General features: G+C 66.5%; 18 protein-coding genes. 15 read left to right on the top strand and 3 right to left on the bottom strand.

The window, feature by feature from the left end; translation table 11 throughout:
* The first annotated feature begins 6 nt into the window (after nucleotides 1-6).
* The 3 genes from folK (at nucleotide 7) to O5K31_RS10515 (ending at nucleotide 3,269) form a co-directional block, all read left to right on the top strand.
* Nucleotides 7-528, top strand: coding sequence for a 2-amino-4-hydroxy-6-hydroxymethyldihydropteridine diphosphokinase (gene folK, locus O5K31_RS10525; protein ID WP_269713554.1), 522 nt, complete (start codon nucleotides 7-9; stop codon nucleotides 526-528).
* Between the two features lie 84 nt (nucleotides 529-612).
* The gene (gene rpoZ, locus O5K31_RS10520) at nucleotides 613-972 is read left to right on the top strand and encodes a DNA-directed RNA polymerase subunit omega (RefSeq protein ID WP_269713553.1); all 360 of its coding nucleotides are present in this window, start codon (nucleotides 613-615) and stop codon (nucleotides 970-972) included.
* 68 nt (nucleotides 973-1,040) lie between these two features.
* Complete coding sequence (locus tag O5K31_RS10515) at nucleotides 1,041-3,269, top strand: RelA/SpoT family protein (protein WP_269717045.1); 2,229 nt, start codon at nucleotides 1,041-1,043, stop codon at nucleotides 3,267-3,269.
* Here O5K31_RS10515 and O5K31_RS10510 read toward each other — a convergent pair.
* A complete protein-coding gene (locus O5K31_RS10510) occupies nucleotides 3,266-4,180 on the bottom strand; it encodes an AraC family transcriptional regulator (protein ID WP_269713552.1) in 915 nt (304 codons plus the stop codon). The genes O5K31_RS10515 and O5K31_RS10510 overlap by 4 nt on opposite strands.
* 163 nt (nucleotides 4,181-4,343) lie before the next feature.
* On the opposite strand from O5K31_RS10510, the gene O5K31_RS10505 reads away from it, so the two are divergent.
* Nucleotides 4,344-5,087 (top strand): SDR family oxidoreductase, encoded by a 744-nt coding sequence (locus O5K31_RS10505; RefSeq protein ID WP_269713551.1) that lies wholly within the window; start codon nucleotides 4,344-4,346, stop codon nucleotides 5,085-5,087.
* On the opposite strand, the gene O5K31_RS10500 is transcribed toward O5K31_RS10505, so the two are convergent.
* On the bottom strand, nucleotides 5,081-5,977 hold the full coding sequence (locus O5K31_RS10500; RefSeq protein ID WP_269713550.1) for a PhzF family phenazine biosynthesis protein: 897 nt from the start codon (nucleotides 5,975-5,977) through the stop codon (nucleotides 5,081-5,083). The genes O5K31_RS10505 and O5K31_RS10500 overlap by 7 nt on opposite strands.
* A 67-nt stretch (nucleotides 5,978-6,044) precedes the next feature.
* Here O5K31_RS10500 and O5K31_RS10495 point away from each other — a divergent pair, with 67 nt between their 5' ends.
* The 9 genes from O5K31_RS10495 (at nucleotide 6,045) to O5K31_RS10455 (ending at nucleotide 14,769) form a co-directional block, all read left to right on the top strand.
* Entirely contained in the window at nucleotides 6,045-6,347 is a 303-nt protein-coding gene (locus tag O5K31_RS10495) for an ArsR/SmtB family transcription factor (RefSeq protein ID WP_269713549.1), read from the top strand.
* 37 nt (nucleotides 6,348-6,384) lie between these two features.
* A complete protein-coding gene (pyrE, locus tag O5K31_RS10490; RefSeq protein WP_269713548.1) occupies nucleotides 6,385-6,969 on the top strand; it encodes an orotate phosphoribosyltransferase in 585 nt (194 codons plus the stop codon).
* Nucleotides 6,966-7,712 (top strand): pyridoxine 5'-phosphate synthase, encoded by a 747-nt coding sequence (locus tag O5K31_RS10485; protein ID WP_269713547.1) that lies wholly within the window; start codon nucleotides 6,966-6,968, stop codon nucleotides 7,710-7,712. The genes pyrE and O5K31_RS10485 overlap by 4 nt, the downstream gene beginning before the upstream one ends.
* On the top strand, nucleotides 7,709-8,122 hold the full coding sequence (acpS, locus tag O5K31_RS10480; RefSeq protein ID WP_269713546.1) for a holo-ACP synthase: 414 nt from the start codon (nucleotides 7,709-7,711) through the stop codon (nucleotides 8,120-8,122). Before O5K31_RS10485 ends, acpS begins: the two co-directional genes overlap by 4 nt.
* 94 nt (nucleotides 8,123-8,216) lie before the next feature.
* Nucleotides 8,217-8,981, top strand: coding sequence for a signal peptidase I (gene lepB, locus O5K31_RS10475; protein WP_269713545.1), 765 nt, complete (start codon nucleotides 8,217-8,219; stop codon nucleotides 8,979-8,981).
* The gene (gene rnc / locus O5K31_RS10470; RefSeq protein ID WP_269713544.1) at nucleotides 8,978-9,670 is read left to right on the top strand and encodes a ribonuclease III; all 693 of its coding nucleotides are present in this window, start codon (nucleotides 8,978-8,980) and stop codon (nucleotides 9,668-9,670) included. Before lepB ends, rnc begins: the two co-directional genes overlap by 4 nt.
* Nucleotides 9,667-10,611 (top strand): GTPase Era, encoded by a 945-nt coding sequence (gene era / locus O5K31_RS10465; protein ID WP_269713543.1) that lies wholly within the window; start codon nucleotides 9,667-9,669, stop codon nucleotides 10,609-10,611. Before rnc ends, era begins: the two co-directional genes overlap by 4 nt.
* Before the next feature lie 111 nt (nucleotides 10,612-10,722).
* Nucleotides 10,723-11,454: a DNA repair protein RecO gene (recO, locus tag O5K31_RS10460; protein ID WP_269713542.1), complete on the top strand. Its 732-nt coding sequence runs from the start codon at nucleotides 10,723-10,725 to the stop codon at nucleotides 11,452-11,454.
* A gap of 324 nt (nucleotides 11,455-11,778) precedes the next feature.
* Nucleotides 11,779-14,769 carry a TonB-dependent receptor gene (locus tag O5K31_RS10455; protein ID WP_269713541.1) on the top strand — a complete coding sequence of 997 codons (2,991 nt, stop codon included), beginning with the start codon at nucleotides 11,779-11,781 and terminating at the stop codon, nucleotides 14,767-14,769.
* 94 nt (nucleotides 14,770-14,863) lie between these two features.
* On the opposite strand, the gene O5K31_RS10450 is transcribed toward O5K31_RS10455, so the two are convergent.
* Complete coding sequence (locus O5K31_RS10450; RefSeq protein WP_269713540.1) at nucleotides 14,864-15,613, bottom strand: FadR/GntR family transcriptional regulator; 750 nt, start codon at nucleotides 15,611-15,613, stop codon at nucleotides 14,864-14,866.
* Nucleotides 15,614-15,952: 339 nt separating this feature from the next.
* Between O5K31_RS10450 and O5K31_RS10445 the strand changes: the two genes are divergently transcribed.
* Together O5K31_RS10445 and O5K31_RS10440 are read left to right on the top strand one after the other, a co-directional pair.
* A complete protein-coding gene (locus O5K31_RS10445; protein WP_269713539.1) occupies nucleotides 15,953-18,163 on the top strand; it encodes a chondroitinase-B domain-containing protein in 2,211 nt (736 codons plus the stop codon).
* Complete coding sequence (locus tag O5K31_RS10440; RefSeq protein ID WP_269713538.1) at nucleotides 18,160-20,370, top strand: heparinase II/III domain-containing protein; 2,211 nt, start codon at nucleotides 18,160-18,162, stop codon at nucleotides 20,368-20,370. The genes O5K31_RS10445 and O5K31_RS10440 overlap by 4 nt, the downstream gene beginning before the upstream one ends.
* Nucleotides 20,371-20,380 lie beyond the last annotated feature (10 nt).

Genomic DNA, 20,380 nt, shown 5'->3' with positions numbered 1-20,380 from the left:
AATCCAGTGAATCAATCCGCTGAACATACCGATCTGGACGACGCCGTCATCGTCGCTCTGGGCAGCGACTTGCCCGGCGCCTATCCGTCCTGCATCGATCTTCTGGAGGCGGCGCTTGATCGGTTCGCGGCCGAAGGCCTGGAGATCGTCGCCCGGTCCGCCTGGTGGCGCTCGGCCGCCTGGCCCGATCCGTCCAAGCCGCCCTACATCAATGGCGTGGTCCTGGTCCGCAGCCGCCTGGACGCTGCGAGCGTCCATCGCGCCTTGCAGGACCTGGAGGCTGCTTTCGGCCGCGAACGGGGCGAGGCCAACGCGCCGCGGACCCTGGATCTGGACCTCATCGCCTTTGGCCGGCAGGTGATCGACACCCCCGACCTAACCATTCCGCACCCCCGGGCGCACGATCGTCTGTTCGTCATGGGCCCGCTGTCACAGGTGGCGCCGGACTGGCGACACCCTATATCAACAGGGACAGCGGCCGATCTTGCAGCCGCTGCGACGGTCGGCCGCGACGCAAAGCCGATCTGACAAAGCCTTGACATCGCCGGCGAGGTTGAACAAACAGCCGCGCCTCTATACTTTAGACCGTTCTATTCCCGTTCCGAGGACTCCATGGCCCGCGTCACCGTCGAAGATTGCGTCGAGAAGGTTCCCAACCGCTTCAGCCTCGTGCTGCTGGCGGCCCATCGCGCGCGCGCCATCTCTGCGGGTTCGGCCCTGCTGATCGATCGCGATAACGACAAGAACCCGGTCTGCGCCCTGCGCGAGATCGCTGAAGACGTCGTTGACGCCGAAGGCCTCAAGGAAAACCTGATCGGCACGCTGCAGCGCGTCGACGAGCATTCGGAAGCCGAGGAAGAGGCCGAAACCCTCGCCCTGCTGGCCGATCCGACGCACCAGCAGATGAGCGAGGCCGAACTGGTCCGCGCCCTGCAAAGCGACCGCGATGGCGGTCAGGAGGAGCGGTACTGAGCCCCGAAGGTTCAGAACCCCTCATTCTAGAGGCGGCCCAGCCGGTCGCCCCACAACCGAACACGCCAATCCTCGAGGCCGGCTCAGCGCCGGCCTCGAGTGATTCCAAGAAGCCGGCGTCTTCGCGTCCGAAGTTCCTGCGCCAATACGAACTGATCGAGCGGGTCCAGTCCTATGACCCGACCGCCGACGAGGCGCTGCTCAACCGCGCCTATGTCTACGCCATGCGCATGCACGGCTCGCAGACGCGGGCTTCCGGCGATCCCTATTACGCCCACCCCATCGAGGTGGCGGGCATCCTGACCGAATACCGCCTCGACACCGCCAGCATCGTCACCGCCCTGCTGCATGACGTGATCGAGGACACGGCGGTCACCCGCGAGGATATCGAGACCCTGTTCGGCGCCGAAGTGGCCGAGCTGGTCGAAGGCGTCACCAAGCTGTCCAAGCTTGAGCTGCAGGCCGAACACCTTCGCCAGGCCGAGAACCTGCGCAAGTTCATCCTGGCCATCTCCAAGGACGTGCGCGTCCTGATGGTCAAGCTGGCCGACCGCCTGCACAACATGCGGACGCTCCACTACATCAAGAGCCCCGCCAAGCGTGAGCGCATCGCCCGCGAGACCCTGGACATCTACGCGCCCCTGGCCCGCAGCATCGGCGTACATCGCATCTGCACCGAGCTGGAGGAGCTGTCCTTCGAGCACCTGAACCCGGTGGCCCGCAACGCCATCATCCGGCGCTTGGAAGTGCTGCGCGAAGAGCAGGGCGGGGCGACGGCCCTCGTCAGCCAGGCCATCGCCGCCCGCCTGGACGACGCCGGCATCCCGGCCCGGGTCTATGGCCGCGAGAAGCAGCCCTACTCGATCTGGCGCAAGCTGCAGCGCAAGTCGGTCGGCTTCGCCCAGCTGTCGGACATCTTCGCCTTCCGCGTGATCGTGGACACCACCGACGACTGCTACCGCGCCCTGGGCGTGGTTCACCGCGCCTGGCCGTCGGTCCCGGAGCGGTTCAAGGACTACATCTCCACGCCCAAGCGGAACAACTACCGCTCCATCCACACCACGGTGGTCGGCGCCAAGGGCATGCGGATCGAGATGCAAATCCGCACCAACGCCATGGACCGCGTGGCCGAAGAGGGCGTGGCCGCCCACTGGCGCTACAAGGACACCTCCTATGGCTTTGACGCCGAGGCCATGGAGGAGGACGGCGGCCGTGATCCGCTCGCCAACCTGCGCCAACTGGTCCAGGTGCTGGAGCATGGCGGCGACGCCGAGGACCTGATCGAACACGCCAAGCTCGAGATGTTCCTCGATCAGGTGTTCGTGTTCACGCCCAAGGGGCGGCTGGTCAGCCTGCCGCGCGGGGCCATGCCGCTGGACTTCGCCTATGCCGTCCACACCGACGTGGGCGACACCTGCATCGGGGTGAAGATCAACGGTGAGCTGAAGCCGCTGCGCACCGTGCTGAATAATGGCGACGTCGTCGAGGTCGTGCGCGGAGCCAAGCCCGTGGTGCCGCCCGACTGGCGCTCGCTGACCGTGACGGGCCGGGCCCGTTCGGCCATTCGTCGCCACATCCGCCAGACCGAGAAGGAAGAGTTCCTTCGCCTGGGCCGCGGCGCCATCGAGCAGGGTTTCGAACGGGCTGGCAAGAAGCGCGCGGGCGTCTCGCTGCGGCCGGTTCTGGAGCGGTTCGCCGTCACCACCGAGGACGAACTCTTCGACGCGGTCGGCCGTGGCCGCATCTCGCCCAACCAGGTGCTGGAGACCCTGTTCCCCGGCCTCAAGGACAGCGAGAAGGCTCCCGTCGGCGCCAAGCGGATCGAGGGTGGCAAGGCCGCCCGGACCTATGTGCGCGGCACGGGACTGGCGCCTAACCTGGCCCTGAATTTTGGGACCTGCTGCAATCCGGTGCCGGGCGACCGCATCGTCGGCATCCTGGAGTCGGACAAGGGGCTGATGGTCCACACCATCGACTGCCGCCGCCTGGCCGAGTTCGAGGACCGCGAGGACCTGTGGCGCGACCTGCACTGGACCGCCGAGGCCGAGCGCGAAACCCTGTCCCAGGCGCGGCTCAACGCCACCATCCAGGACGCCCCCGGCGTGCTGGGCCAGGCCTGCACCATCGTCGGCGAGGCCGGCGGCAACATCGTCGGTCTGGTTATGAACCACCGCCACTCGGACTTCTTCGACGTGGTGATGGACGTCGAGGTCAAGGACGCCAAGCACCTGACCCACATCGCCGCCGCCCTTCGGGCCTGCCCCAACGTCGAGACCGTCGAGCGGGCGAGGGGCTAGGCCGCCAGTATGCGTTCCGGCGTCGCCCGCAGCCGGGCGGCGTCGCGCAGGGGCGGCGCGCCGAACAGGCGGGCGTATTCGCGACTGAACTGGGACGGACTGTCGTAACCCACCGCATGGCCGGCGGAGGCCGCATCCAGGTTCTGGGCCACGATCAGGCGCCGCGCCTCCTGAAGCCGAAGCTGCTTCTGGTACTGCAAGGGGCTGAGCGATGTGATCGCCTTGAAATGCTGGTGCAGGGCCGACGGGCTCATGCCGGCCTCCTTGGCCACACGCTCGATGCTGAACGGCTGGGCGTAGTGGGTCTTGATCCAGCCGATGGCCCGGTTGACCTGCTGCAGGCGGCTCTCGCCCATGGCGATCTGGGCCAGGCGGGCGCCCTGGTCTCCGGTCAGCAGGCGATAGAGGATCTCCCGCTCCACCAGCGGCGCCAGAACCGCGGCGTCGCTGGGGTTCTCCAATAGCCGCAGGAGCCGCGTCGTCGCGTCGAGCAGGGGTTCCGTCACCGCGCTGACCGCCACGCCGGGCGCGGAGGGGCCCTTGTCATCGGCGCGCAGCCCCGCCTCCATCATCAGCGCCCCGACCATGCCGGGGTCGATGTCGAGGCGAATGCACAGGTAAGGCGCGTCAGGGCTGGCCTGGGTCACCTGGCCGATCACCGGCACGTCAACCGAGACGACCAGGTACTTGTCGCGGTCGTAGAGGTGAACCGTGTCGCCCACCATCACCTGCTTGTCGCCTTGAACGATCAGGCACATGGCCGGCTCATGCAGGGCGTGCAGCGGCTCGGTCGGGCTGGAGGCGCGGATCAGCACGACGCGGGGGAGGGCTGTCTGATGGATTCCATCAATCGCGGTGTATCGTTCAATGAGTGCGGCGAGTTCCGCGCGCTTTGCGTCCTGGCTTTCCATGATCGCTATGTGCCTGGCGGGATGGTCTTTGACGATAGGCTTGGGTCCATCATGTAGGATTGTGCAATATTTGGCCAGCATCGATCTACCGCCCAGGGCCCGCCCTGACCGATGGTCGCCTCGTTCCCCGGCCGCCCCGGCCGCTCAGAAAACGAGATCTGAAATGTCCAGCGTCCAAACTCTTCAAGGCAAGGTCGTCGTCATCACCGGCGCCAGCAGCGGCATTGGCGAGGGTACAGCCCGCCTTCTGGCCGAGCGCGGCGCCCATGTGGTGGTCGGCGCCCGCCGCACCGACCGCCTCGCCGTCCTGGTCGACGAGATCACCAAGGCCGGCGGCTCGGCCCGCTTCCACGCCGTCGACGTCGTCGACCGGTCGAGCGTCGAGGCCTTCGTGGCCGCTGCGGTCGAGGAATTCGGAAAGATCGACGTGCTGGTGAACAACGCCGGCGTCATGCCCCTGTCGGCGCTTAACGCCCTGAAGGTGGACGAGTGGGACCGCATGATCGACGTCAACATCCGCGGCGTCCTGCATGGGATCGCGGCCGCCTTGCCGCGCATGGAGGCGCAGGGCTTTGGCCATGTGATCAACATCGCCTCGATCGGTGCGCACTACGTGGTGCCGACCGGCGCGGTCTATTGCGCGACCAAGTTCGCGGTGCGGGCCATCTCCGACGGCCTGCGCCAGGAGACGGACAAGCTGAGGGTGACGGTGGTGTCGCCGGGCGTGGTGGAGTCCGAACTGGCTGACACGATCTCGGACGAAGCGTCGCGCGAGGGGATGAAGGCGTTCCGCCGCATCGCCATCCAGCCGGACGCCATCGCCCGCGCCATCGTCTATGCGGTCGAGCAGCCGCAGGACGTGGATGTCAGCGAACTGATCGTCCGCCCGACGGCCAGCCCTTACTGAGGCTGGAGTTCGGCCTCGCCCCTCAATACCGGCACGCAGCCGCCGCCGACGGTCGATCGGATGCCGTCGGCGGCTTTGCGCGCGGTGGTCTTGAGCAGGGAGGGGCGGCCCATCTCCACGCCCTGGATGATGTCCCAGGCGCCTTCGTCGGCGTTGGTGAAAGACAGCAGCAGGGCCGCCAGGGTGACGTTGGCGCTGCCGGTGGCGGGGTCCTCCCACGTGCCGGCCAGGGGCGCGAACATTCGGGTGCGGATCTTGTCCCCGTCCCGGGCATAGAGGTGCAAGGCCAGCCGCTGGGTGTCCAGTTCGTCCGAGTGGACGGCGAGGGCGGCCTGGAACGCGGCCAGGTTCGGCGCGGCACGGGTCAGGGCCTGCGGCGTCACTTCCACGAAGAAGAACGGATTGCCGGTGCTGGCCAGGATGGGCGGATGGGTCTCGGTCACCAGATCGGCCACCTGCAGGGTCGCGCAGGCCGCCGTGTGGTCGGCCGGCAGGATCATGCCGGTGGACAAGGGTTGGGGCGCGGCGATCACGCCGCCGACCACGTCGCCCTTGGCGTTCCGCTGGATGCTGACCTCGACGAGGCCGGCGGGAACCTCCAGCCGCAGGCCGTCGCCGCCGCGCATCTGGGCCAGGACATAGCCCGTGCCGACGGTGGGATGGCCGGCGAAGGGCATTTCGGCGGTGGGGTTGAAGATGCGCACCTTGGCCGTATTGGCCGGGTCTTCCGGCGGCAGGACGAAGGTGGTCTCGCTCAGATTGAACTCGGTCGCCAGGGCCTGCATCTGCTCGCCCGTCAGGCCCACCGCGTCGGTGAACACCGCCAGCGGATTGCCGCCGAAGCGGGTCTCGGTAAAGACGTCGAGGGTCACGAAGGGAAAGGTCGGCATGGTCCGGATTCCAGCTTTAAGGCCATGCTTGATTGACATGGAATTAGCCGATTGGCAAACTGCCTAAATGGAGCTCGCCGAAATCTTCCGCGCCCTGGCGAACGACAAGCGCCTGCAGATTCTGGAATGGCTGAAGGACCCGGTGGCGCATTTCCCGCCCCAGGTGGACGGCGATCTGGTCGAGGATGGGGTCTGCGGCCTGTTCATCGCCAACAAGCTGGATGTTTCGGCCCCGACCTTGAGCGAGCACATGAAGGTGCTGGTCAACGCAGGCCTGGTGACCCCCAAGCGTATCAAGCAGTGGACCTTCTACAAGCGCGACGAGGCCATGCTTTCGCAGGCCAAGAAGGCGATCCAGAGCCAGGTCTAGATTGGACCTTGGCCGTCGGCGGTGTATGCAGCGGCTCATGACAAACGACGACGTTCTCGCTGAATTCCGTGGCGCCGGCGCTCTGCGCGAAGGCCACTTTGTGCTGTCGAGCGGACTGCACAGCCCCGTGTTCCTGCAGAAGAACCTGGTGTTCATGGACACCACGCGCTGCGAGCGGCTGTGCAAGGCGCTGGCGGCCAAGATCATCGCCCAGGTCGGCAAGGTCGACGTGGCGATCTCGCCCGCCGTGGGCGGCATCATTCCGGGCTATGAAACGGCCCGTCACCTGGGCGTGCGGTCGTTGTACGTCGAACGCGATGGCGGCGAGTTCAAGCTGCGTCGCGGCTTCACCGTCGAGCCGGGCGAGAAGGTCGTGATGGTCGAGGACATCGTCACCACCGGCCTGTCGTCGCGCGAATGCATCGCCGCGATCAAGGCGGCGGGCGGCGAGGTGGTGGCCGCGGCCTGCATCGTCGACCGCTCCGGCGGCCGCGCCGATGTGGGCGTGCCGCTGATCGCTCTGGCCACCCTGGACGTGCCGGCCTATCCGGCCGACGCCTTGCCGCCCGAGCTGGCGGCGATCCCGGTGCAGGACCCGGGCAGCCGGAGGCTGAAAGCGTGACGCTGCGGCTCGGGGTCAATATCGACCACGTGGCGACCATCCGGAACGCGCGTGGCGAGACCTATCCCGAACCGACGCGCGCCGCGGAGCTGGCCCTGGCGGCCGGCGCCGACGGCATCACCGCGCACCTGCGTGAAGATCGCCGCCATATCTCCGACCGCGACATCGACGAGCTTTCGGACCTGTGCCGCAAGCGCGGCAAGCCGCTGAACCTGGAGATGGCGGTCACCGAGGAGATGTTGGGCATCGCGCTGAAGCACCGCCCGCACGCCGCCTGCCTGGTGCCAGAGCGGCGCGAAGAGGTGACGACCGAAGGCGGCCTGGACGTCATCAAGGGCCATAACAGCATCGGCCCGACGGTCGCCGCCCTGCGTGACGCGGGAAGCCGGGTGTCCCTGTTTATCGAGGCCGACCCGGCCCAGATCGAGATGTCCCACAAGCTGGGCGCGCAGGTGGTCGAACTGCACACCGGCGCCTTCTGCGACGCCATGCGGGCAGGGGAGACGGACCGCTCCGCCGCCATTCTGCAGCGCCTCAAGGACGGTGCAGCCCTGGCGCACAACCTGGGCCTTGAGGTCCATGCCGGCCACGGCATCGACTACGCCACCGTCAAACCCGTCGCCGCGATCCCCCAGGTGATGGAGCTGAACATCGGCCACTTCCTGATCGGCGAGGCGATCTTCGTCGGCCTGGCCGAAGCCATGCGCCGGATGCGGGTCCTGATGGACGAAGCGCGCGCATGATCATCGGCATCGGCTCGGACCTCTGCGACATCCGCCGGATCCAGAAGTCCCTGGACCGGTTCGACCAGCGCTTCACCAATCGCATCTTCACCGAGATCGAGCGCGCCCGGTCTGAACGCAAGCCCGACCGCGCCTCCAGCTACGCCAAGCGCTTCGCCGCCAAGGAGGCCTGCGCCAAGGCCCTGGGCACGGGCGTTCCGCGCCGGGGCGTCCACTGGGCCGACATGGGGGTGGTCAATCTGCGCTCCGGCCAGCCGACCATGGCCCTGACCGGCGGGGCGGCGGACCGCCTGGCGGAGCTGATTCCGGCGGGCATGGTCCCGGTCATCCACCTGTCGCTGACGGACGACCATCCTTACGCCCAGGCCTTCGTGATCATCGAGGCGCTGCCCGCTCCAAACGCGGCCTAACAGCGAAGTAACGGGCGCGGCGCTTGCCGGACCGGTATGCAGCGTCTAGCTAGGCGCAATCATCGCGCGTACGCGCACAAAGGACCTATCGGGCATGACCGAAGCCGCCGAGCAGAAACCCAGCGCCGTCAGCGAGTTCGTGGAGATCGTCAAGACGGTCGTCTACGCCCTGCTGATCGCCCTCGTCCTGCGGGTCCTGCTGTTCCAGCCGTTCACGATCCCCTCGGCCTCCATGGAGCCGACGGTGCTGGAAGGCGACTACATCATCGTCTCCAAGTTCTCCTACGGGTACAGCCGCCATTCGATCCCGTTCAGCCCGCCGCTGTTCGAGGGCCGCATCTTCGCCAGCACGCCCAAGCGGGGCGATGTCATCGTCTTCAAGCTGCCGCGTGATGACCGGACCGACTACATCAAGCGCCTGATCGGCTTGCCCGGCGACCGTGTCCAGGTCCGCGGCGGCGTGGTGCTGATCAACGGCAAGGAACTGCCGCGCGAGATGCTGCCCCCCGTCGAGGTGGACACCGGCTACGGCTTCAGCCGCGCCGTGCAGCAGTTCATCGAGACCAATCCCGAAGGCCGCAAGTACACGACCTATGACTTCGGTCCCGACGGCGAGCTGGACGACACCAACGTCTATGTCGTGCCCGAGGGCCACTTCTTCTTCATGGGCGACAACCGCGACAACTCGATCGACAGCCGCGTGCCCATGGAAGTGGGGGTTGGCATGGTCCCAGCCGAGAATCTGGTCGGCAAGGCGCAGATCATCCTGCTGTCCTGGAACAAGGAAGCGGCGCTGTTCAAGCCGTGGACCTGGGTCCTCGACGCCCGCCCGAGCCGGTTCTTCAAAGTCATTCAATGAATGCGCGCCTCGAAGCTGTAGAGCGGCTGGAAGCGCGGATCGGCTACGTCTTCAAGGATCGCGCCCTTCTTGAGCGCGCCCTGACCCACGCCAGCGTCGGCGACGGCGCCAAGAAGACCGAGGACAACGAGGTTCTGGAGTTCGTGGGCGACCGGGTCCTGGGCCTGGTCGTCGCCGAGGGGCTGGCTCAACGCCACCCCAAAGCCAAGGAGGGGGAACTCGCCCCCCTGCTGAACGGGCTGGTGAGCCGCGAGACCTGCGCGCGGGTGGCGCGGGAGATCGACCTGGGTCCGGCGCTGCGCATGTCCACCTCGGCCAGCAAGATCGGCGGTCGCGAGCGCGGCTCGATCCTGGCTGGCGCCTGCGAGGCCCTGATCGCCGCCCTGTACAAGGACGGCGGGCTGGACGTGGCGCGGGACGTCATCACCCGCCTATGGGCCGAAGCCTTTGAAATCGGCCCGAAAAGCCGTCGGGATTCCAAAACGCAGCTTCAGGAATGGGCGCAGGGCGCCGGGCGTCCCTTGCCCTCCTATGAAGTTGTCGGCAGGACCGGACCAGATCATGCGCCGACCTTCACCGTCCAGGTGAGCGTCCAGGGCGTCGAACCCGTGAGGGCCGAAGGGCGTTCGCGACAGGAAGCAGAGAAATCCGCGGCTCGGGCTATGCTCGACCGCGAGGGCCAGAAATGACTGAACAGAAAACCCGGGCCGGCTTCGCCGCCATCATCGGCGCTCCCAACGCCGGCAAGTCCACGCTGGTCAATCGACTGGTGGGGGCCAAGGTCTCCATCGTCACCCAGAAGGTGCAGACCACGCGCTTCCCCGTGCGGGGCGTGGCGCTGGAGGGGGCGGTGCAGATCGTTCTGGTCGACACCCCCGGCATCTTCCAGCCGCGCCGCCGACTGGATCGCGCCATGGTCCGCTCCGCCTGGAGCGGGGCGGAGGGCGCCGAGACGGTGGTGCATCTGGTCGATGTGCAGTCGGAACTGGCGATCCGCGAAGGCGGCGCCAAGGCCGGCGACCACCGCTCGGCCGACGATGTGCAGACCATCATCAGCGGCCTGAAAGCCTCGGGTCGTCAGGTGATCCTGGCCCTGAACAAGATCGACGGCATCAAGCGCGACAGCCTGCTGGCCGTGACCAAGGACCTGTTCGACACGGGCGTCTATTCAGAGGTCTTCATGATCTCCGCCTCCAAGGGCGAGGGCGTTGACGACCTGAAGAAGCGCTTGGCCGAGCTGATGCCGGAGGGGCCGTGGCTCTATCCGGAAGAGCAGACGGCCGACCTGCCGGTGCGCCTGCTGGCGGCCGAGATCACCCGCGAGAAGATCTATCTGCGAGTCCATGAGGAGCTGCCCTACGCCGCCAGCGTGGAGACCACCGCTTTTGAGGAACGGCAGGACGGGTCGGTGCGCATCGAGCAGACCATCCTGGTCGAACGTGACGGCCAGCGCGCCATCGTGATCGGCAAGGGCGGCCAGACCCTGAAATGGATCGGCGAGGCCTCGCGCACCGAACTGACCGACATCCTCGACCGCAAGGTCCACCTGTTCCTGCACGTGAAGGTGAAGGAGAACTGGGCCGAGGAGCGGGGCACCTATTCGGACATGGGTTTGGATTTTGATGTGTGAGGTCTCCACCTCCGCTCATCCCGGCGAAGGCCGGGACCCAGATTCATCCCCGACCTCAGCAGGGCTTCACCTGGACCCCGGCCTTCGCCGGGGTGAGCGGGTGAAATAGCCATGGAGTGGGAGGACGACGCCTTCGTGCTGTCCGCCCGCGCCCACGGCGAGAGCGGCGCCATCGTCGAGTTGCTGACCGCCGAGCAGGGCAAGTTCGCCGCCCATATCGCGGGCGGGACGTCCCGCCGCATGAAGCCGATCCTGCAGGCCGGTTCGCGGGTGATCGCCCGCTATCGCGCCAGGGTTTCCGACCAGCTTGGCTCCGCCACGGTGGAGCCGGTAGGCGAGGGGGTCGGCTCATTGTTCGACGACCCGCTGGCCCTGGCCGGACTGGCGTCCGCCGCCGCCGTGGCCGCCGCGGCCCTGCCGGAGCGTGAGCCGCATCCCGGCGCGTTCCTGGCGTTCGAGGCCCTGGTCTCGGCCCTGGCCCTGCCCGACATCTGGCCGGCGGTTTATGTGCGGTTCGAGGCGGGGCTGCTGGCTGAACTCGGATTTGGCCTGGACCTGTCCAAGTGCGCCGCGACCGGAAGCCTGGACGACCTGATCTATGTCAGTCCCCGCACGGGGCGGGCGGTGAGCCGCGACGCGGGCGAGCCGTACAAGGATAAGCTGTTGACCCTGCCCATGTTCATGCTGTCGGCCCAGGGCGGGCTCGGCCCAGGTGATGTCAGGGCGGGCCTAGACCTGACCGGCCATTTCCTGGAGCAGTTCGTGTTCGGCCCCCTGAACCGCCCGTTGCCGCCGGCGCGGGTGTGGCTGACCGACCGACTGGACGACGCGGACCGGCTTTAGGCCGTAGCGATTCGCGCGGACTTCGGTCCACGCTGTCACCTTTAAATTGTGTCTAGCGAGACCGCTCAGCCTGACGGCGAAAGCGGATAGATGAGCCGTGCTTTCCGCGTGGCGGCGACGCGCTCCGATTTAGCCGAGCAAGTCTTTGGTATGAACTGGATTCCAAATTGGTTGACCAATTGGTGTGAGGTTTGGGTTGGGTTTGGCGTGAAAATGGGTTGACAGGAATGCCATGCCAATCCAGCGTCAGGCTAACAAGAAAAGACAATTGGGAGGCTATAAATGAGGCGGGTGTGGATCGATGGAGCTCGAGCGGGCTCCAACATGCGATTGACGACGATCCTTCTGGCGGGAACGGCGATGATGCTCGCGGGCCCGGCCCTCGCTCAGAGCGCCCCGGCGGAACAGCAGGAAGCCGCCGAAGAGATCGAAGAACTGGTCGTCACCGGCATTCGCGCCTCGCTGCAGAGCGCGCTGGTGCAAAAGCGCCAGGCTGACAATCTCGTCGAAGTCATCCAGGCCGAGGACATCGGCAAGCTGCCCGACCAGAATCTGGCCGAGGTGCTTGAGAACGTCACGGGCATCCAGATCACCCGCGAGGCCGGCGTCGGTCGCGGCGTGCAGATTCGCGGCACGGACGCCAACCGCGTCGAGATCAACGGCGTGTCCACCGTCGGGTCGGGATCGGGCCGTTCGGGCATCAGCTTCGACGACCTCGCGGCGTCGATGATCAGCTCGGTTCAGGTCATCAAGGTGCCCGAAGCCAAGACGATCGAAGGATCGGTGGGCGGCACCATCAATCTGCGGACGATCCGCCCCCTCGATCTGTCAGAGCCGCTTTACGCCTTCAGGGCGCAGGCCGAATACAGCGACCTGGCCAAGACGACGACCCCCCGGTACTCCGGCACGATCGGACGCCGCTGGGACACCGACCTGGGCCAGTTTGGTCTGGTGGGCAGCTTCAGCTACGCCGAGCAGGACGTCGTCGCCTTCCGGCCGCGGGTCGACCGCGACGCGGTGGTGACGCCAAATTCCGGTCGCACCAGCGCCGAGGCTTTCCCCTTCTTGCGCATCCAGTTCTTCAACCAGGACCTGGATAACTTCGAGTACGAAACCAAGAACTTCTCGGGCTCGGCGGAATGGAAGCCGACCGACAATCTGAAGTTCTATTTCGACGCCACCCTGAATGATCAGGTGCGCGCCGAGCAAAGCTCGACCGTTCAGATCTCGACCGTCTCCGACAACGGCGTCGTCGACAACACCCGCAACACCGCGTTCGAGACCGTCAACCTGGGGACGGCCCAAGGGCCGAACGGGAGCATCGATCTGGGTTCGGTCCAGGCCGCGCTCGCCGGCGTCATCCTGCCCCGGACGACCGGCAACCTCGCGCCCTACCTGCGCACGACCAGCGACACCGGTTCGCGCCTGACCGAGAGCCAGGTCTTTTCGTTCGGCGGCGAATGGAAGGGCGACCGGCTGAGCATCGAGGCGCAGGCCGCGCTATCGACCTCGGACTCGCGCCTGCCCAGCTTCAATACCACGCTGGAGTTCGTCAATCCGATGTCGCCGCGGCCGACGGCCGGCGTGTCGCTGTCCAACGGCGTGCCGATCGAGTTCGATCTGCGGGACGGGACCTTGCAGTTCGGCATCGCGCAGGGCCAGACCAGCACTCCGTCCCCCGCGCAGCTGCTCGATCCGGCCAACTACCGGCTGCAGCAAGTGGCCCAGGGCCGAAGCATCCGGGAGAACGAGGAGAAGGCGCTACGCCTCGATGCGTCCTACAAGACGGACGGCATGCTGCCCTTCATCACGTCGTTTGACGCGGGCCTGCGCTATAACCAGACCAGCGCGCTGAACGACAACGTCACGGGGACGACGAACTTCACCAACGTCACCTCGTCCTTCTATCGGCCAAGCGCCGACCGGTTCGCCGACTTCATGATCGCCGGGCCGAGCAACTTCAACGACGCCGACGACCGGCGCCTGTACTTCAAGGACTTCCTGATCGTCGACGGCGCCAAGGCCTTCAAGGATCCCGCCGGAACACTGGCTGCGTTCAATGCGGCCATCGCGGCCAGCAACGCCGCCAATGGGGCCAGCATCCCGCAGATCGGCGAGCCGACCTCGCAGGCCAGCGCCTTCTTCAAGATCACCGAGGACACCAGCACCGCCTACTTCCAGGCCAACTTCGAGGCCGAGCCCCTGGGCGTGCCCGTGCGCGGCAACGCCGGCGTGCGCTACGTGTCCACCGATCTCAAGTCGGTCGGCAACACCATCGCGACGGGCGGGACGTCGGTGCGGTCCGAGAACGAGACGTCCTATAAATTCTGGCTGCCCCGTTTCAACCTGGTCGCCGAACCGCGTGAGGACGTCATCGTGCGTGCCGGGATCGCCAGGGACATTCGACGCCCCGACTTCAACACCCTGTCGTCGTCGGTGACGTTCGCGACCAGCGAGAACACCGCCGTGAACCGCGGCAATCCTGACCTGGAACCGGAAACCGTTCTGTCGTTCGACCTGTCGGCCGAATACTACTTCGCGCCGTCGAGCCTGGTCAGCATTGGCGTCTTCCACAAGGTTCGCGACAACCTGTTCGCCAGCGTCACCGAGAGCCCGCCGGACAACGCCGTGGGCGGCGTCGTGAACAGAAGCCGCGATCAGGCGTGCCCGGGTGGCGGCATTTACAACCCGATCGCCGTCATCAACGTCAACAACCCGGCCCGGGGCCAGACGGGCATCTGCGTGCCGCTGACCTCGACCTTCAATGTGGACGGCGAGACGACCCAGACCGGCATCGAAGCGGCGTTCCAGTACGACCTGTCCCAATGGGAGGACAAGCTGGGCTGGGCCTCGGGCTTTGGCTTCATCGGCAACTTCACCTACCAGAAGACCGGCGGGAACGTGGACAGCTACCGCACCATCGGCCTGACGCGGAACACCACGCGCGACCTTGGCTTCACCACGCTGCCCCAGGATCGTGTCGAGCTCGAGAACCTCTCGAAGTACGCTTACAACGCCACCCTGTTCTATGAGCGCGGCGGCCTGAGCGCCCGGATGCGCTACACGTGGCGGTCGGACTTCATCAATACCGAAGCCTTTACCTCGGCCTTCGACGTGCCGCGGGTGAGCGATGATCGCGGGCAGCTCAACGCCAGCATCAACTACGACATCACCCCGTGGGCGACGATCGGTCTGGAAGGGATCAATCTGACCCGTGAGGACGCCAACGAGTACTGCATCAATGACGATGCGCTGCTTTGCTACAATGGCCTGACCGATCGCCGGATCGTCGGGGGCCTGAGCATCCGCTTCTGACCTGATCTACCCTGCGCAAACTTTGGGGACGCCGGTGATCACCGGCGTCTCTTTTTTGCGTTCAGGGATTTGAGCGTCGGACGTCGGCGGCCGGTCAGGCCTGAGCCGAGAGGGTCGCCATGAAGCGGTCGCGGTCGTGCTGGGTCCTGCGGCGAACCTCGGCCAGGGCTTCGGCCTCCTCGGCCGCCAGCATGGCTTCGAACAAACGACGGAAGTGGTCGCGCATGGCGGCGCGGGACGCCTGGGGGTCACGCTTGCGAAGAGCCGATAGGATGCTTGCGTGTTCGTCCGTCCGCGAGTCCCAATCGTGGTGGCAGACGCTCTGATAAACCTGCTTCACCTTGGGTAGTTCGTTGCGCATGCGCCAGATCAGCTTGACGCAGTGCTCAACGACCGGGTTGCCGGAAAGGCGGGCGATCGCTTCGTGAAACTTCTGGTCGGCCTCGCTGGCTTGCGCGTCGCTGGACGACGGGTCGGACATCGCTGCGATCAGGGCTTCGAGCTCGGCGATGGACGCGTCATCGATGTTGGCCGCCGCCAGAGCCGCCGCTTCGGCCTCGAAGACCGCGCGCGCGGCGGTCAGGTCGAAGGCCGTGACGTCAGGCAGACGCCCAGCGACGTGGACGTCGCGCGACAGGACATAAACGCCGGATCCGGTCTTGATGGAGATCCAGCCCAGCGCCTCCAGCGCGATCTCAGCCTCACGGATGGTCACCCGGCTGACATTGAAGCGCTCAGCCAGTTCGCGCTCACCAGGCAGGCGGGCGCCGACGGGAAACTCCCCGGCCTCGATCGCGTCGCGAATCTGCTTCGCAACCGACTGATAAAGGCGTTGTTCTGACATCGGCGACTCTTAGACCTCTCTGGCTGATCAATACACCCTTCCAGACCGCTCTTCGCAAGCGCCCACGCTGGGGCGGCTCAACGACGGGCGGCGACCGCGCCCAAACCACGACGAGACCCGCCGCATTGACCGTATTCGCGGACCGATGGAGGGGGCAGGTCGTTCGTCCCACTCATGCTCGGCCTGATGATCCCCGGGGTGTCAACCAATTATCTGACATTAAGCATACCAATTTTCGGTTAAATTGCGAATTCGTGGTCTGGAAATCCGGTTGACGGGTTGAGCGCAACTTCCTAGCGTCAGGTCCAGAGATCGCCAAGATCCGCGCCGGGAGGAAAGATGTCGAAGCTGGGCCTGAAGGCGTCTCTCATGGTGCTCGCTGTCGCGGCGACTGGAGGCGCGTCCTCGTCGGCCTTGGCGGCATCGGCCCTGGTGCGAAACCCCGCAGAATTCAATTCGGCGCTGGCCCGGCTGGAGCCAGGCGACACCCTGACGCTGGCGGACGGGGAATGGCGCGATTTCCAGATCGTCTTCACAGGCCGGGGGGCCGCTGACCGGCCCATCACCCTGACCGCTCAGACGCCGGGCGGCGTGATCATCACCGGGCGCTCGAACCTGAGCATGGCGGGTGAGCACCTCGTCGTGTCGAACCTGGTGTTCCGCCAGGGATCGTCGCCCACGGGCGAGGTTCTGTCGTTCCGAAAGTCACGCACTGAACGCGCCAATTTCAGCCGCATCACCGGCGTGGTGATCGATGGCTTCTCCAAGCCGAATCGCGCTGAGTCGGACAACTGGGTGGCGATGTACGGCCACCACAACCGTTTCGATCACAACCAACTGACCGGCAAGACCAACGCCGGCACGACTCTGGTGGTGGTTCGCGATGCGGAGCAGGGGCTCGAGAACCGGCACGTCATCGACAGCAACTATTTCGGTCGCCGCCCGGTGCTGGGCTCGAACGGCGGCGAGACGATCCGGGTCGGCACCAGCCACGCCTCGGCCTCCAACTCGTTCACGACCGTGACGGGCAACTGGTTCGAGCAGTGCGACGGCGAGGTGGAGATCATCTCGAACAAGTCGGGCGGCAACATCTATCGTGGCAACGTCTTCTTTGAGTCCCAGGGCGCGATGGTCCTGCGGCACGGCGACGACAATCTGGTCGAGGATAACGTCTTCATCGGCAACGGCCTGCCCAATACCGGCGGCGTGCGGATGATCAACCGGCGCAACACCGTCCGTAACAACTACATGCAAGGCCTGAGCGGCTCGAACTTCGGCAGCGCCCTGACCATCATGTACGGCGTGCCGAACTCGCCCCTGCACCGCTATGTCCAGGTGGACGGCGCGGTCATCGAGAACAACACCCTGGTCGATGCGCGCGAGATGTCGTTCGGCGCCGGCATCGATGCCGAACGCTCCGCCGCGCCGATCAACAGCCGCTTCGCCAACAACCTGATCGTCAATCGCGACGGCCGTGACCCCATCCGCGTGCAGGGCGACATGAGCGGCATCGCCTTCGAAGGCAATGTCCAGTCGCCTGCGGCGACCGAGGCCCTCCCGGGCGTCGCCAGCCGGAAGGTGACCCTGACGCGTGGGGCGGGCGAACTGCTCCTGCCCCAGGGGCTCAAGGGTGTCGGCGTTCGTCCCGACCTGACTTTCGTCAGCCGCGAAGAGACCGGCGTGAGCTGGTACCCCAAGCTCAGACCTGTCGCCGCCCTGGACAGCGGATCGGTCCATGCGGTCACACCGGGCGAGGACACCCTGACCCAGGCGATCGCCAAGGCGGAGCCGGGTGACCAGATCGAGCTTCAGCCCGGCGTCTATATCGTCAACCAGCTCATCGGCCTGGACCACGCCGTGACCGTTCGGGGTCCAGCCAAGGGACGCGCCGAAATCCAGTTCTCCCGGCCCGGCCTGTTCGAGATCGGAGTTGGCGGATCGCTGCGTCTTTCGCGTGTGACGATCTCCGGCGCTCTCGCCCCCGACGTGGCGGGCGCCGCCGTGATCCGTGCGGGGCGGGGCGCCGCCGGATATCAGCTGATCGTCGAGGACGCCGCCTTCGAGGACCTGACCGTCAACCGCAGCTTCAACGTCTTCGCCGCCGGCCCCGGCACCCTTGCCGACCGTATCCGGCTGGAGCGGGTCACGGTCGAACGCGCCACGGGGTCGGTGATCGCCGCCCATACCGAGACCGCCGACCTAGGCACCTACAACGCCGAGGTGGTGGAGGTCGTGGACAGCACCTTCCGCGACGTGACCGGACCGGTTGTCGACCTCTATCGCGGCGGCACTGACGAGAGCACCTTCGGCCCTCGCCTGACGCTCACCGGCTCCACCTTCGAGCGTAGCGGCCGGGTCGGCGACGATGCGGGGGTGCTCAAGCTCTACGGCGTCCAGCGCGCGGAGATCCGCGATAACCGCTTCATCGACAGCGGCGCGCCCAGCTTCTTCCGGCGGGTGGGCGAACCCGTCCTGCTGTGGAGCGGCAATCAATCAAAAGGCACGCCGGACCTGATCACCAACGTCCCCCCAACGGAGGTCGCGCGTTGAACCGTCCGCTTCTGATCGCTCTGTTCGCCGCCCTGTCCGCGGGCCTCCCCGCAGGCGTGCTGGCCCAGGACGCCAAACCCGCCGTAGCCGCGCGCGCCGATGACGCCACGCCGGTGCTGGTCTCGGCGGACCAGTGGCGCGCGATGGCGGCGGCGGGCGACCGCTATCCGATGTTCGCGGCCGAGCGCGCACGCGTGGAGCGTGAGGTGCGCGCCGCCATGGCCGCCGGCGTCAAGGTTCCCCAGCCTCGGGATCTGGGCGGCGGCGTCACCCACGAACAGCACAAGGCCAACTACAAGGCCATCGCCGGCGCGGGCGCCCTGTACCGGATGACGGGCGACAAGGCCTATGCCGACTTCGCCCGCGACCTGTTGCTGGAATACGCGCGCCTCTATCCGACCCTGTCCGACCATCCCGCTGGCAAATCGTCAGTGAAGGGGCGGCTGTTCTGGCAGGCGCTGAACGACTCCGTGTGGCTGGTCTATGGCGCGCAGGGTTACGACGCCATCCGCGACACCCTCACCGTCGACCAGCGTCGCAAGATCGACGACGACGTCTTCCGCCGCATGGCCCGGTTCCTGTCGGAAGAGAACGCCCCGTACTTCGACCGCATCCATAACCATGCGACCTGGGCCACCGCCGGAGTCGGCATGGCCGGCTATGTGCTGCGCGACCAGACCTTGGTGGAGCGCGCGCTCAAGGGAACGGCGCGAGACGGCAAGGCCGGCTTCCTGCGTCAGGTGGACGAGCTGTTCTCGCCCGATGGCTATTATGCCGAGGGACCCTACTACCAACGCTACGCCCTGGCGCCGTTCATCATCTTCGCGCGGGCGATCCAGCAGAACGAACCGGAGCGCCAGATCTTTAAGCGACGGGACGGCGTCCTGCTGAAGGCCGTCGATGTCGTGATCCAGTCGTCCTACGCCGGGCTGCTTTTCCCGATCAACGACGCCATGCCGGACAAGGGTCTGGACAGCGAGGAGATCGTCACCGGCGTCGCCATCGCCTACGCCCAGACACGCGACCCCCGCCTGCTGTCGATCGCGCAGGGGCAGGGGCGCACGCTTCTGTCGCCCGATGGTCTGGCCGTGGCGCAGGGCGTTGCGACCGGCGAAGCGCGGCCCTTCGATTTTAGGTCCATGCAGCTTGGCGACGGGCCGAACGGCGACCTGGGCAACCTGGTCTTTCTGCGGCGCGGCGGGGCCACGGGCCAGGCGCTGGTGATGAAGAACACCCAGCAGGGCCAGGGCCACGGGCACTTCGACCGGCTGGGCTGGCTGTTCTACGACAACGGCCAGCCTGTCGTGCGCGACTATGGCGCGGCGCGCTTCCTCAATGTCGAGGCCAAGGGCGGCGGCGGCTATCTGGACGAGAACGACAGCTGGGCTATGCAGACGGTGGCCCACAACACCCTGGTGGTCGGCCAGGCCAGCCAGTTCGGCGGCGACTGGCATGTGGGCGAGGAGCGCCCGACCAAGCCCCTGTTTTTCAAGGCGGGGGAGGGGCTTCAGATCGCGTCGGCCCGGCTGGACAAGGCCTATGACGGCGTCGTCCTGACACGCACATTGGCGATGGTCGAGCATCCGGACCTCACCTATCCGGTGGTGATCGACCTGTTCCGCGCCGACGGAGCAAAGCCCACCAACTATGACCTGCCGCTGCATTTCAACGGCCACATAATCAAGGCCTTCGAAGCCGAGCATTCGGTCCGCGAGCGGCCTGTGCTGGGCCAAGCCTCTGGGTATCAGCATCTGTGGGTGGACGCGGTGGCGGCGCCGTCCGACAAGGCGCGCAGCCTGACCTGGCTGCTGGGCAAGCGCTTCTACACCTATCGCTTCGGGGCCTCGGCTCCCACCAGCGCTTTGCTGGTCGAAAGCGGCGCCAATGATCCGAGCTTCAACCTGAGGCGAGAGCCCGCGCTGATCCAGCGCATGCAGGGGCAGGCCGACGCCAGCTTCTTCTCGGTGTTGGAGCCCCACGGCGCCTATGACGCGACCGCCGAGACGGTGTCGGGCGCCACAAGCCAGATCCGCGACATCGCCCGCACCCGGGGCGAGGGCGCCGAGGTCATCGTCCTGACGCTCGCTTCCGGCGCCAAGCTGGCGCTGGGCGTCGCCGACGATGTTTCCCCAATCGCCGCCCATGCCGTGCGTATCGACGGCCAAGCCTACGAATGGACCGGGCCCTACGCCCGGTTCGATCGCTGAGGAGATGACC

The organism is Caulobacter sp. NIBR2454, from assembly GCF_027474405.1.
Taxonomy (GTDB): Bacteria; Pseudomonadota; Alphaproteobacteria; order Caulobacterales; family Caulobacteraceae; genus Caulobacter.
This window is presented reverse-complemented; position numbering and strand designations above follow the sequence as displayed.

What these genes read in the sequence shown, in the direction of transcription:
- pyrE (WP_269713548.1), top strand. Translation starts at nt 6,385, where the DNA reads ATGACAAACGACGACGTTCTCGCTGAATTCCGTGGCGCCGGCGCTCTG.
- O5K31_RS10510 (WP_269713552.1), bottom strand. Translation starts at nt 4,180, where the DNA reads ATGGAAAGCCAGGACGCAAAGCGCGCGGAACTCGCCGCACTCATTGAA.
- recO (WP_269713542.1), top strand. Translation starts at nt 10,723, where the DNA reads ATGGAGTGGGAGGACGACGCCTTCGTGCTGTCCGCCCGCGCCCACGGC.
- acpS (WP_269713546.1), top strand. Translation starts at nt 7,709, where the DNA reads ATGATCATCGGCATCGGCTCGGACCTCTGCGACATCCGCCGGATCCAG.
- O5K31_RS10505 (WP_269713551.1), top strand. Translation starts at nt 4,344, where the DNA reads ATGTCCAGCGTCCAAACTCTTCAAGGCAAGGTCGTCGTCATCACCGGC.
- O5K31_RS10445 (WP_269713539.1), top strand. Translation starts at nt 15,953, where the DNA reads ATGTCGAAGCTGGGCCTGAAGGCGTCTCTCATGGTGCTCGCTGTCGCG.
- era (WP_269713543.1), top strand. Translation starts at nt 9,667, where the DNA reads ATGACTGAACAGAAAACCCGGGCCGGCTTCGCCGCCATCATCGGCGCT.
- rpoZ (WP_269713553.1), top strand. Translation starts at nt 613, where the DNA reads ATGGCCCGCGTCACCGTCGAAGATTGCGTCGAGAAGGTTCCCAACCGC.
- O5K31_RS10495 (WP_269713549.1), top strand. Translation starts at nt 6,045, where the DNA reads ATGGAGCTCGCCGAAATCTTCCGCGCCCTGGCGAACGACAAGCGCCTG.
- rnc (WP_269713544.1), top strand. Translation starts at nt 8,978, where the DNA reads ATGAATGCGCGCCTCGAAGCTGTAGAGCGGCTGGAAGCGCGGATCGGC.
- O5K31_RS10450 (WP_269713540.1), bottom strand. Translation starts at nt 15,613, where the DNA reads ATGTCAGAACAACGCCTTTATCAGTCGGTTGCGAAGCAGATTCGCGAC.
- O5K31_RS10455 (WP_269713541.1), top strand. Translation starts at nt 11,779, where the DNA reads ATGCGATTGACGACGATCCTTCTGGCGGGAACGGCGATGATGCTCGCG.
- O5K31_RS10500 (WP_269713550.1), bottom strand. Translation starts at nt 5,977, where the DNA reads ATGCCGACCTTTCCCTTCGTGACCCTCGACGTCTTTACCGAGACCCGC.
- lepB (WP_269713545.1), top strand. Translation starts at nt 8,217, where the DNA reads ATGACCGAAGCCGCCGAGCAGAAACCCAGCGCCGTCAGCGAGTTCGTG.